10 protein-coding genes and 1 pseudogene are annotated in these 12,041 nt (G+C 60.2%); 6 read left to right on the forward strand and 5 right to left on the reverse strand.

Going from position 1 to position 12,041, the window contains the following annotated elements; genetic code table 11:
• Positions 1-63: 63 nt before the first annotated feature.
• Positions 64-978, reverse strand: a complete 915-nt coding sequence (locus ACA064_RS14120) for a LysR family transcriptional regulator (protein ID WP_497673903.1) — start codon at positions 976-978, stop codon at positions 64-66.
• Between the two features lie 154 nt (positions 979-1,132).
• Here ACA064_RS14120 and speB point away from each other — a divergent pair, with 154 nt between their 5' ends.
• From speB to betA, 4 genes are all read left to right on the forward strand, one after another.
• Positions 1,133-2,110 carry an agmatinase gene (gene speB, locus ACA064_RS14125; RefSeq protein ID WP_497673904.1) on the forward strand — a complete coding sequence of 326 codons (978 nt, stop codon included), beginning with the start codon at positions 1,133-1,135 and terminating at the stop codon, positions 2,108-2,110.
• Positions 2,111-2,207: 97 nt separating this feature from the next.
• The gene (locus ACA064_RS14130) at positions 2,208-3,716 is read left to right on the forward strand and encodes an aldehyde dehydrogenase family protein (protein ID WP_497673905.1); all 1,509 of its coding nucleotides are present in this window, start codon (positions 2,208-2,210) and stop codon (positions 3,714-3,716) included.
• Positions 3,717-3,877: 161 nt separating this feature from the next.
• Positions 3,878-5,446: a purine-cytosine permease family protein gene (locus ACA064_RS14135; RefSeq protein WP_497673906.1), complete on the forward strand. Its 1,569-nt coding sequence runs from the start codon at positions 3,878-3,880 to the stop codon at positions 5,444-5,446.
• Positions 5,447-5,448: 2 nt separating this feature from the next.
• Positions 5,449-7,137, forward strand: coding sequence for a choline dehydrogenase (gene betA, locus ACA064_RS14140; protein WP_497673907.1), 1,689 nt, complete (start codon positions 5,449-5,451; stop codon positions 7,135-7,137).
• A gap of 162 nt (positions 7,138-7,299) precedes the next feature.
• Here the strand turns inward: betA and ACA064_RS14145 are convergent, their stop codons facing one another.
• Both ACA064_RS14145 and ACA064_RS14150 read right to left on the reverse strand, forming a co-directional pair.
• Entirely contained in the window at positions 7,300-8,034 is a 735-nt protein-coding gene (locus tag ACA064_RS14145; protein WP_497674242.1) for a methyl-accepting chemotaxis protein, read from the reverse strand.
• Positions 8,035-8,154: 120 nt separating this feature from the next.
• Positions 8,155-8,934, reverse strand: a pseudogene (locus ACA064_RS14150) (cache domain-containing protein); the annotation flags it as partial.
• Positions 8,935-9,226: 292 nt separating this feature from the next.
• Here ACA064_RS14150 and ACA064_RS14155 point away from each other — a divergent pair.
• Positions 9,227-10,057: an undecaprenyl-diphosphate phosphatase gene (locus ACA064_RS14155; protein WP_497673908.1), complete on the forward strand. Its 831-nt coding sequence runs from the start codon at positions 9,227-9,229 to the stop codon at positions 10,055-10,057.
• Positions 10,054-10,482 (forward strand): DUF1294 domain-containing protein, encoded by a 429-nt coding sequence (locus tag ACA064_RS14160; protein ID WP_497673909.1) that lies wholly within the window; start codon positions 10,054-10,056, stop codon positions 10,480-10,482. Before ACA064_RS14155 ends, ACA064_RS14160 begins: the two co-directional genes overlap by 4 nt.
• Here ACA064_RS14160 and ACA064_RS14165 read toward each other — a convergent pair.
• Positions 10,479-10,838 (reverse strand): MmcQ/YjbR family DNA-binding protein, encoded by a 360-nt coding sequence (locus ACA064_RS14165; RefSeq protein ID WP_150641776.1) that lies wholly within the window; start codon positions 10,836-10,838, stop codon positions 10,479-10,481. The genes ACA064_RS14160 and ACA064_RS14165 overlap by 4 nt on opposite strands.
• A complete protein-coding gene (locus ACA064_RS14170) occupies positions 10,835-11,767 on the reverse strand; it encodes a LysR substrate-binding domain-containing protein (RefSeq protein WP_497673910.1) in 933 nt (310 codons plus the stop codon). The genes ACA064_RS14165 and ACA064_RS14170 overlap by 4 nt, the downstream gene beginning before the upstream one ends.
• Positions 11,768-12,041 lie beyond the last annotated feature (274 nt).

The following is a 12,041-nucleotide window of genomic DNA, read 5'->3' on the forward strand; positions in this document are numbered from 1 at the left end:
TTGTAACCGGGTACATCCCGACCGAACGTAGAACTTTGTAGGAGCTGCCGCAGGCACATCCATTCAGGCATGTGCTTCATTGCGTGCAGTGTTCGCCAGGTCTTCCAGGAATACCCGCAGAATCGGCGGCGGGGCGATGCCTCGGCGGGTGATTACATCGAACGGCGACATCAGTTGCAGGCTCAGCGGCGCCAGTTGCTGCATGTCGCCGGTCTTGACCCATTGCGCGGCAAAATGCATGGGCAGAAAACCCAGATAGGCACCCGAGATGATCAGAATGGCCAGTGCCTCGATGTTGTCAACGGTGGCCGCGGCTTTGCTGACGCCGAGATGTTCGAGGTCGTATTGCTGCATGAAACCCCGAGCGACGATCCGACTCTCGCCGATCTCCTCGAGCAGCTCCTTGCCTTCGGCTTTGCAGCCAAACAGCGGATGGCGCCGACCGCAGTAAAAACCCAGGGCCTCCTGGTAGAGCGCCAGGTATTCGAGGCCGGGTACGTGGATTGGAAAGTGTCCGATAGCCAGATGCAGGCGGCCGTCGAGTACCCGTTCCTCCAGTTCCGCAGGGGTGCCGACATACACGTTGAGGTGGACATCGTGCCCTCTGGAAACAAAGCGCTGGGTGGTCTTTGGCAGCGGCGAGTCAGGGTCGGTGATGGTCGAATCGATGATGCCCAGATGAAGCTGACCCGTGATGTGCTGCTTGAGCACATCGGTATCCAGGCAGAAGTCGTCCACGGCAGCTAACAAACGCTGGGTAGCCTCGTGAATCGCCACCCCCTGTTCGGTCAGGCGAAAGCCGCTGCGCCCACGCTGGCAGAGCTTCACACCGAGGCGGGTTTCCAGCTGGCTCATCTGTTCGCTGATGGTCGACTGGCCGACATTCAACGCCGCCTGAGCGGCGGAGAAGCCTCCGCATTTGACGATAGCGGCAAACACCCTGAGCAATTTCAAGTCCACGTCGTGCAGCTGATTCAACTCAAACCTCCAGCCTGTCGATGCATCGCCGATGCCGATGTGAGTATCGGATGTTTAGCATTTTTTCTCCGAAATCCGGCGCTCATAGTCACTCCAACGGCGGTTACTTACCAGCTCCGCCCTCGCCGAACAACAAGAACGGAGATGCATCGACATGTCTAAGCACGGTTATGAGTCAGGCCGCTTGAACCTTCCATTCGTAGGTCACTGCACCTTTGCCAAGTCGCCAATCTGCACCGATTGGGACGCACTGGATGCCGACGTGGCCATTCTCGGCGCCCCCAACGACATGGGGACTCAATGGCGTTCCGGCGCGCGCTTTGGGCCGCGCGGGATTCGTGAAGCATCGACCTTGTTCTCGTTCGGCCATGCCGGCGCCTACGACCATGAAGATGACGTGCTCTACCTGACCCGCGACGACGTGCGCATGGTGGATGTCGGTGACGCCGACATCGTCCATACCGACATGCAGACCAGTAACGACAACATCGAGTTTGCCGTGCGCAAGATTCTCCAGGCCGGCGCCATGCCGGTGGTGCTCGGCGGCGACCACTCGGTCCACGCTCCGGTAATCAAGGCATTCGAAGGCCAGGGGCCGATTCATATCGTGCACTTCGACGCTCACCTGGATTTCGTCGATGAACGCCATGGCGTGCGTTACGGGCATGGCAACCCGCTGCGGCGCGCTTCGGAAATGGACCATATCGTCGGCATGACCCAGATGGGTATCCGCAACGTCTCGTCGTCCAATCGCGATGACTACGAAGCCGCCCATGCCGCCGGTTCGAAGATCCTGTCGGTGCGTGATGTTCGCCGGCTCGGTACCGAGGGCGTGCTGGAGCTGATTCCACAAGGCATCAACTACTACATCACCATCGACATCGACGGCTTCGACCCGTCCATTGCCCCGGGCACCGGTACGCCCAGCCATGGCGGCTTCCTCTATTACGAAGTGCTGGAAATCATCCAGGCCCTGGCCAAGCGCAGCCAAGGCAAGATCATCGGCATGGATCTGGTGGAGGTCGCGCCGGTCTATGACCCGGCCGGGGTCACTTCGATCCTCGCCGCGCAACTGCTGCTCAACAGCATCGGCTTCATCTACCACGAACGGGCCAAGGCACGAGCCATGTGACTGACGAAACACCCCCGGGCTCGTGCGGCCCGAGGGCGATCCTTGAACCACTTCAGTGGCCCGGCGTGAACGAAAGCGCCGGCCAGAGAGAATAATAATGGACACGATCGTCAAGCAATACTTGCAGAAATTCGGTGTATCCGAAGCCACCCAGACCTTCCTCGGCAAGGTCCAGAAGATGTTCATCGGTGGTGCCTGGGTCGCGGCCAGTGACGGACAGACCTCGGAGGTCATCGAGCCGTCGACCGAAGGCGTGCTCACCCACATTCCCATGGGCACCACCGACGATCTGGACCGCGCCGTGCAAGCCGCCCGCGCCCAGTTTGACGGCGGCGCCTGGCGCCAGGCCAAACCGCTGGAGCGCGAGCGGATGATGCAGCGGCTGGCCGATCTGATCGAAATCAATGCCGTCGAACTGGCCGAAATCGAATCGATCGACATGGGCAAGTCAGCCGCCCAGGCGCGGGATGTCGATATCCAGGGTACGGTCGACACCCTGCGTTACTTCGCCGGTTGGGCGACCAAGCTGCACGGGCGCACCGTCGAGCCATCCTTGCCGGGCAACTACCTGGCCTATACCCGCAAGGAGCCGGTAGGCGTGGTCGGAGCCATCGTGCCGTGGAATTTCCCGCTGCAAACCATGGCCTGGAAACTCGGTGCCGCCCTGGCCACCGGCTGTACGGTGGTGGTCAAACCCGCCGAGCTGACTTCGCTGTCGGCCTTGCGTTTCGCCGAGCTGGTGCAGGAAGCGGGCATCCCGGACGGGGTGATCAATATCGTCACCGGGCGCGGCAGCGTGGTCGGTGCGGCGATGGCGACTCACCGTGGCATCGACAAGCTGACCTTCACCGGATCGACCCCGGTCGGTCGCACTGTCGGGCGGGCGGCGGTGGATGAAATGAAGCGACTAACCCTCGAACTCGGAGGAAAATCTCCAGTAATCGTACTTGCCGATGCGGATGTGCCGGCCGCGGCCCAGGCGATCGCCAACGGGGTGTTCTTCAACTCCGGTCAGGTCTGCGACGCCGGCACCCGCGCCTATGTTCATCGGAGCATTTACGACGAGTTCCTGCGCGAGCTGATTGCCTACACCCGGACGTTGAAGATGGCACCCGGACTGGATCCCGACTGTTTCATCAGCCCGCTGGTGTCGGCGTTGCAGAAGCAGCGGGTGACGGACTACATCGCCCTCGGCAAGCGCGAAGGTGCCGAACTGGTCTATGGCGGCCAGCCGGTCGAGGGGCCAGGCTATTTCGTCGAACCGACCATCTTCGCCCATTGCCGCAATGACATGCAGATCGTCCAGGAGGAGATTTTTGGTCCGGTACTGGTCACCGCACCTTTCGACGATGTGGAGGAGGCCCTGGAACTGGCCAACGACTCGCCCTACGGGCTGGCTGCCGCGCTGTATTCCAATGACCTGGGGCGCGTGCACAGCCTGATCCCACGGCTGCGGGCCGGCACGGTGTACGTCAATGCCCACAGCACCATCGACCCGTCGATGCCGTTCGGTGGTTACAAACAGTCCGGGTTCGGCAAGGACCTGGGGGCTGAGCAACTCGATTACTTGCTGGAGACCAAGGCGGTCTGGATAACCCTGCCCTGATCATCGGTTCACGCTTGTTCACGCCTGACGCATGACGCGCCTTTAAGGCGGGAACGGCAAGGACGCGGTTCGCTACCAAACGTCAACAGACCTTGGGGCGCCGGTCACCCGAAAGATTGCAGTTATCTCGTCATGATCTTCACTAATAATGAGAGTACGTCATGCACACCCATCCTGATGCCGCCATCACCGCAACGCCTCGCGACGACAAGTTAGCCGTCGAAGGGCATTCGATCGATTTCATTCCGGAAAACGAACGCACCGACAAACTGTCGAGCCAGGGGCCGTTCTGGTTCCTTGGTAACTTTACCTTCTTTACCATGACCATCGGCTTCGTCGGCCCGAGTGTCGGCTTGAGCGCCTTGTGGACCACCCTGGGCGGCACGCTGGGCATCATGTTCGGCACGCTGTTCATGGCCTTCCATGGCTCGCAGGGCCCGCACCTGGGGCTGCCGCAGATGATCCAGTCGCGGGCGCAGTTCGGTTATCGCGGAGTCATCCTGGTGCTGCTGGCGACGCTGTTTGTCTTCGCCGGTTTCAACATCGTCAACCTGGTGTTGATGATGCAGGGGCTGCAGACGCTGTTCGGTTTCAATCCGGTGGCGGTCGCGGTGGCCGTGACGGTGCCGGCGACGGTACTGGCAATCCTCGGTCACGACTGGATGCACCGCAGCTTCAAGTGGGCGCTGTGGTTGTCGCTGCCACTCTACGGTCTGGTGACGCTGGCGGTGCTGATGCACTGGGTGCCCGATGCGCCGTTGCCGGTACTCGCGGCCGGGGAGGTCGCTGCAGAGCCTTTAGGCTTCAACTGGACCGGCTTCATTGCGCAGTTTGCCGCGGCGGCAAGCTACAACATCGCCTATGCGCCCTATGTTTCCGACTATTCGCGCTACCTGCCGAAGAACACCCCGAGCGGCAGACTGATCGCGGTGGTGTTCCTCGGTGCGTCACTGTCCGGGGCCTGGATGATCTCGCTGGGCGGCTGGCTGGCCGATCACTTGAATTCGACCGACGTCCTGGTGGCGTTGGGGCAGGTGGGCAACGCCTGGTCGCCGCTGATGGGCACCGTAGTGGTGGTCGTGACCATTCTGGCGTTCCTGCCGGTGATCGCGATGAATATCTATAGCGCGAAGCTGACCACGTTGACCTGCGTCGACTCGATCACGCACATCAAGCCCACCCGCAAGGCGCGCATCATCGCGATCGGCTTTGTCATCCTGCTGCAACTGGGCGTGGCGCTGAGCATCCAGGGTTCCGGCAAAGGCCTGTCGGTGCTGGGGATCTACCTGGTGATCATGCTGTATTTCCTGGTGCCCTGGACCTCGGTCAACCTGACCGACTACTTCTTCGTGCGCAAGGGGCGCTACGCCATTCCGCACTTCTTCATGCCCCACGACAACATCTATGGCAGTTGGGGCCTGCGGGGCATTGCTTCCTATGCTATCGGCTTCGTCGCGATGATCCCGTTCTTCTACATCTACGACGGGGTAGAGCAGCGCGAGGTCTACGTCGGCCCGCTCGCCAGGGCCCTGGGCAGTATCGACATTGCCTGGCTGGTCGGGCTGATCGTCTCGGGACTGGCGTACTACTGGCTCAGCCGCTCCCTTGACCTCAAACGCGAAGAAACAGTGATCCAGGATATCGAGAAGACCTGCCCGCATTACACCACCGGCGACAAGAAATCTTCGCGTCCGGCACCGCTGCTCAGCGAAAAGACTTTCGGGAGATGACCATGAACACCCAATCATTCGACTACATCATCATCGGCGCCGGATCTGCCGGGTGCGTGCTGGCCAATCGGCTGACGGAAGATCCCGACACCCGCGTGCTGGTCCTGGAATACGGTGGCAGCGATCGCAGCGTGGTGATCCAGATGCCCAGTGCCTTTTCGATCCCGATGAACACCACCAAGTACAACTGGCGCTACGAGACCGAGCCGGAGCCTTACCTCAACGGACGTCGAATCCACTGCCCGCGAGGCAAGGTGCTGGGTGGCTCCTCGTCAATCAACGGGCTGGTGTACATCCGTGGCCATGCCCTGGACTTTGACGAGTGGGAGTCCCTTGGCGCAGTAGGGTGGGGCTACCGTAATTGCCTGCCGTATTTCAAACGCGCCGAAAGTTGCGAAGCGGGCGGGGATGAATACCGCGGCGGCTCCGGGCCCTTGCACACCAGCAACGGCAACCACATGAAAAACCCGCTGTACGGGGCCTGGGTCGATGCCGGAGCGGAGGCGGGTTACATCAAGACCGACGACTGCAATGGCTTTATGCAGGAAGGCTTCGGTGCGATGCATATGACGGTGAAAAACGGCGTGCGCTGTTCCACCGCCAACGCCTATCTGCGACCGGCCATGAATCGGCCGAATCTGACCGTGGTGACCAAGGCCATGAGCCGGCAGATCATCCTCGACGGCAAGCGCGCGGTGGGGATCACCTACGATTGCGAAGGCCAGACCCATACTGTCCACTGCAACAAAGAACTGCTGATCTGTGCAGGTCCCATTGGTGCCCCGCACTTGCTGCAACGCTCCGGTATCGGGCCATCCGAGGTACTCCGCAAAGCCGGCGTGGAGGTCAAGCATCATCTGCCCGGCGTCGGGGAAAACCTGCAGGATCACGCGGAAATCTACATCCAGTTCGGCTGCAAGGAGCCGGTGACGCTCAACAGCAAAATGGACCCGTTGAGCAAACTGTTGATCGGTCTGCGCTGGTTGCTGCGCAAGGACGGCCTCGGTGCGACCAATCACTTCGAGGCGGGTGGCTTCATTCGCTCCGAACAGGGGCTGCGCTGGCCCGACATCCAGTTTCACTTCCTGCCCGCTGCCATGCGCTACGACGGTAATAAGCCGATCAAGGGCCACGGCTTCATGGTGCTGACCGGGCCGAACAAACCCAAGAGCCGAGGTCATGTGCGGATTCGCTCGGCGGATCCTTACGAGCATCCGGAAATTCTCTTCAACTACCTGCAACGGGAAGAGGACCGCGAGGGATTCCGCCGCTGCGTGCGCCTGACTCGGGAAATCATCGGCCAGCCGGCGATGGATCGCTTCCGTGACGCAGAGATTGCGCCCGGACCGCTGGTCAATACTGACGCAGAGATTGATGCCTTCGTGCGGGAAAATCTCGAGAGCACCTACCATCCCTGTGGTTCCTGCCGCATGGGCGAGGACGACATGGCGGTGGTTGACTCGCAATTGCGCGTGCGGGGTATCGATGGCTTGCGGGTAATCGACTCGTCAGTGTTTCCCAGCGAGCCGAACGGCAATCTCAACGCCCCGACCATCATGCTCGCCGAGCGCGCGGCCGATCTGGTGCGCGGCCGCACCATGCTGCCGGCATCCGATGCGCTGGTCGGTCTGGCCCAGGCGTGGGAAACCCGTCAACGCACATCGGCGCCGGTGCGTAAGGTCCGCTGCTGATTGGAGGGTGTAGGAGCGAGCCTGCTCGCGATATAGGTAGTCCGTTCCTTTCTCTTCCATACTGACATCGCTGGAAGTCAGCTGTCGGCGAGGAAGGAACATGCACCTGTGGGCTACGAATATGCTCGCGATGAACGTTAACGATAACGCGTGCTTTGCGGTTTACACCCGGAACTGCTTGAGCAGGCCGTTCAACTGCTCACTGAGTTGTTTCAGATGCACGCTGGCGACGCTGGATTGCTCGGCGGCGAGGGCGGTGCTCTGGGACAGGCCCGCAGCTTGGGTGACGTTCTGGTTGATGTCCTCTACCACGTGGGCCTGCTGCAGCGTCGCGCTGGCGATCGAGGCATTCAGCCCGTTCAGATTGCGCAATGCCTGGCCGATGGCACTCAGGCTGGCCCCGGCCAGACCGGCCTGTTCGATAGTCAATTGCGAGGCACGACTGCTGTCGCTGATAACTTTGACCGCTGCCTCGGAGTGGGTCTGCAGGCGCTCGATCATCGACTGGATCTCGGCCGTGGATTTCTGCGTGCGCTGGGCCAGCAAGCGGACTTCATCGGCGACCACCGCAAACCCGCGACCTTGTTCACCGGCGCGCGCGGCTTCAATCGCGGCGTTGAGCGCCAGCAGGTTGGTTTGCTCGGCGATCGAGCGGATCACCTCCAGAACGCTGCCGATCTGGTTGCTTTCCGCCGCCAGCGTGCGGATCACCTCGACAGCTTGATCAATGGTGCTCGACAGCTGATCGATCTGCTGCAGACTGCCATCGATATTCACCTGGCCTTGTCGAGCCTGGGATTCGGCGTCGCGCATTTCGCTGGCCGCATGCTCGGCGTTTTTCGCCACGTCCTGCACCCCGTAGGTCACTTCGTTGATGGCCGTGGCCACCAGTTCCATTTGCTGGGATTGTTGCTGGCTGCGCTCTTGAGCCTGCGCTGCGTTGTTGCCCAGATCGGCCGAGGACTGGCCCAGGGCACTGGCGCAAACCTGCAACTGGCAGATGACCTGGCGCAACTTGGCGGTGAAGCCGTTGAAGTGATGGGCCAATTGGGTCACTTCGTCCTGCCCGTGGGTATCGAGGCTGCGGGTCAGGTCGCTTTCACCGCTGGCGATATTGGCCATGGCCTGCACCGCTTCTTGCAGCGGCCGCACGATACTGCGGGCGATCAAGGTCACCAGCAGCGCCATGATCAGCGCAATAACCAGCCCGATGAAGGAGGCTTCCCAGACCTGACCGTAGAACTCGGCCTGCATGTCATCGATGTAAACGCCGGAACCGATGACCCAGCCCCAGGGCTCGAACAGTTTCACATAGGAGGTTTTTTGCACCGGGGCCGTGGCACCCGGTTTTGGCCAACGGTAGTCAATGGCCCCGGCGCCCTTGGACTTGGCGATGGCCACCATCTCGTTGAACAGCGCAAAACCATCGGGATCCTTGATGGCGGAGAGGTCCTGACCTTCGAGTTTCGGGTTACTCGGGTGCATGAGCATCACGGGCTTCAGATCGTTGACCCAGAAGTACTCTTTCTGGTCATAACGCAGGCCGCGGACCACACTCAATGCTTGTTTCTGGGCGGCGTCACGGCTCAAGGTGCCAGCGGTTTCGAGGCTGTGGTAATACTCCAGCACGCCATTGGCGGTCTGCACCACATGCTGGGTTTTCTCGGCCTTGGCTTGATAGAGGTCATCGTGTATTTGCTTGAGCATCAATAGACCCAAGGTCGTCAGCATAAGCACAGCCACTATCAGGATGAGCCACAACCGACGGCTGATCGACAAACTGCGCAAGCTATTCATAACCCGTTACTCCAGATTTTTTTCTTCTAATTAACTATCTGCCAGCATCGAAACACGCTTTGTGCGGTGAGCCAATCCGACCCAAGTCTACTAACGCGACAGCGTAAATCGGGGATGTCTGATAGGATTTCGACCGCGCGCGGGAAAACCTGAGCCTGGCTTGATTTTTCACGGGATTTTTACGGTTTTCTGTCGATTCCGAGCGCGCTGAAACTCAACTACGCTACCGCAGTCAAGGCTACGGAAAAATATTAACGAGGCATGCCTGGAGGCATCGCTTCATGGGGGATTGATGGATCTTTGGACGGCCTTTCAGGCATTTATTTTAGGGGTTGTAGAGGGGCTGACCGAGTTTCTGCCGATTTCCAGTACCGGACACCAGATCATCGTCGCGGATTTGCTGCATTTTGATGGCGAGCGGGCCATGGCCTTCAACATCATTATCCAGCTCGGGGCGATTCTGGCGGTGGTCTGGGAATTTCGCCGGAAAATCTTCGATGTGGTCGTCGGCTTGCCGACACAACCCAATGCCCAGCGCTTCACCGTCAATCTGCTGATCGCGTTCTTGCCGGCCGTGGTGTTGGGGGTGATCTTCGCCGACTTGATTCATGAGTACCTGTTCAACCCGATTACCGTAGCGAGCGCGCTGGTGGTAGGTGGGATCGTCATGCTCTGGGCCGAGCGTCGCCAACACGAAGTGCATGCCCACAGCGTCGACGAAATGACCTGGAAAGATGCACTGAAAGTCGGCTTCGCCCAGTGCCTGGCGATGATTCCCGGCACTTCGCGCTCCGGTTCAACCATCATTGGCGGCTTGCTGTTTGGCCTTTCGCGTAAAACCGCTACGGAGTTTTCGTTTTTCCTGGCGATGCCGACCATGGTCGGTGCCGCGGTGTACTCCGGCTATAAATACCGCGACCTGTTCAAACCGGAGGACTTTCCGGTCTTCGCCATTGGCTTCGTCACTGCGTTCATCTTCGCGATGTTATCGGTCCGGGGGCTGCTGCGGTTCATCGCCAGCCACAGCTATGCGGTATTCGCCTGGTATCGAATCGCTTTTGGTCTGCTGATTCTGGCGACCTGGCAGTTCGGCTGGGTCGACTGGGCGGCGGCCAAACCTTGATCGAGCCTCGACCGCGCGGCAACTCCGGGCAACAGCCCGGGGCTGCCATTCAACATCCGCGATTCAAAGGCCTGGTTTTTCTGGCGTTGTGCGCCGTGCCAGGATTCGGCTCGGCGATGTTGTGGCTGCGGGGGATTTCCAGTATTCCCCTGGCTGCCTACGGGATTGTCAGCCTGCTGGCGTTCTTCCTGTATTGGCATGACAAGCGCAAGGCCCGTGCCGACAGTTGGCGCACGCCGGAAAACGTGCTGCATGCCGTGGAACTGGCCGGCGGCTGGCCGGGCGCCTTGCTGGCCCAGCAGCTGTTTCGACACAAGACCCGCAAGCTGTCCTACCAACTGCTGTTCTGGGCGATCGTCCTGTTGCACCAGGTGTTCTGGATCGATCAGTTGTTCCTTGGCGCCACGCTGTTTTCGTTGTTCTAGAGCAGCAACCCGACCTGCACCCGCTTGGGCAATTTGCTGACCACCAATTGATGAGAGCGTTGCAGCAAGCCTTGCAGCTCTTCGGCGGCCAGCGGGTAGGGCGTTTCCATGATGATCCACTGGGCCCTGGCGAGATAAGGCGCGGGGTGGATGCCCGGGCGGTCGACATGGCCGAGAAACAGATCCTTGTCGACCTTGAATGCCAACGACTCGCCACGCAGGTTCTGCAGGGCAAACATCTTGTTCCCGGCAATCGAGAACACTCGCACACCGCCCCATTTGTAGTCTTCCCTGGCACCGGGCAGCGCCAGGCAGAAGTTCGCCACGTCTTCTTCAGTCATGGGCCTGGCTTTCATAGCAGTCGATCTCCGCAACTTTTGAATGATTCAGCCAAATGATCAATCCAGGCACGCACCGCCGGCAGCACCCCGCGCCGATGAGGGTAGACCGCTTGCAGCCAGCCGCCAGGCAGCGACCACTGGGGCAATAGCTGGACTAGTTGGCCGTTTTCCAGCTCCTCCTCGCAATACATCATTGGCAGGATAGTGAAGCCCAGACCGGCCAGGGCGCAGGCTTTGCGCACGGTGAAATCATCAATTCCCAAGCGTGCTTCAAGGGTCAGATCAGAGGCTGTTCCGTGCTCATCGAGCATGCGCAAATGCACCATGCGATCCGCCTCCAGGGCCCCCAGCACCGGGACATTTTTCAGGTCTTCGGGGCTGTTGATTTCCCGTTCGCGCAGGAACGCCGGGCTGGCCAGCATCACGGTCTGCGCCTGGCGCAGGCGCCGGGTGACCAGCAGCGGGTCTTCATCACCGAGTTCGCGCACTCGCAAGGCGACGTCGACCCCTTCGGTCACCAGGTCGACGCGGCGATTGAGCAGCAGCACTTCAAGTTGCACTTGCGGGAATTTCTCCAGAAAGGAGCTGATGACCGATGCCAGCAACCCATGGGCCAGCCCCACCGGGCATGACACCCGCAGTCGCCCACGGGGCTCACTGGACATGCTGGCGACTGCTTCGTCGGCCATTTCCGCCTCCAGCAACATCGCCTGGCAGTGGCGCAGGTAACGTTCACCGACGGCGGTCAGTTTCAATTGTCGGGTGGTTCGCTGCAGCAGTCGGGCATTCAGGCGTTCCTCCAGTTCGGCGATACGTCGCGACAGGCGGGACTTTGGAATACCCAACATCCGCCCGGCGGCCGCGAACCCGCCGGCTTCGACGACCTTGGCGAAATAGTAGAGATGACCTGTTTTCCTAGGTGAACCACTACTAAGATCCCACATTGTCCTTACAGATCAGTCGCTTATGTGATTTTAGATTTTGACGAATGCTCAAAATCTGCCTCCTCTAAACCAGGTTAGCTCACCTGCACTTAGCCTCAGACCTCGTCCACCTGGGAGCCTTGCATCTTCCGAGTCATACAAAAGTCGGCTGACAGTCGATTTGGGAAAACCTAGAGCACGATGACCGAGACCGGTTTTGGCCGGCAGCCTTCGCCTGGCAATGGCCTCAAGCTTTTGCGGGTCTCTGACTCGTGGTCTTGCACAGGCGACTTAC

The organism is Pseudomonas sp. LBUM1658, from assembly GCF_059716055.1.

What these genes read in the sequence shown, in the direction of transcription:
- ACA064_RS14130 (WP_497673905.1), top strand. Translation starts at nt 2,208, where the DNA reads ATGGACACGATCGTCAAGCAATACTTGCAGAAATTCGGTGTATCCGAA.
- ACA064_RS14165 (WP_150641776.1), bottom strand. Translation starts at nt 10,838, where the DNA reads ATGAAAGCCAGGCCCATGACTGAAGAAGACGTGGCGAACTTCTGCCTG.
- betA (WP_497673907.1), top strand. Translation starts at nt 5,449, where the DNA reads ATGAACACCCAATCATTCGACTACATCATCATCGGCGCCGGATCTGCC.
- ACA064_RS14135 (WP_497673906.1), top strand. Translation starts at nt 3,878, where the DNA reads ATGCACACCCATCCTGATGCCGCCATCACCGCAACGCCTCGCGACGAC.
- ACA064_RS14145 (WP_497674242.1), bottom strand. Translation starts at nt 8,034, where the DNA reads ATGGAACTGGTGGCCACGGCCATCAACGAAGTGACCTACGGGGTGCAG.
- ACA064_RS14155 (WP_497673908.1), top strand. Translation starts at nt 9,227, where the DNA reads ATGGATCTTTGGACGGCCTTTCAGGCATTTATTTTAGGGGTTGTAGAG.
- ACA064_RS14170 (WP_497673910.1), bottom strand. Translation starts at nt 11,767, where the DNA reads ATGTGGGATCTTAGTAGTGGTTCACCTAGGAAAACAGGTCATCTCTAC.
- speB (WP_497673904.1), top strand. Translation starts at nt 1,133, where the DNA reads ATGTCTAAGCACGGTTATGAGTCAGGCCGCTTGAACCTTCCATTCGTA.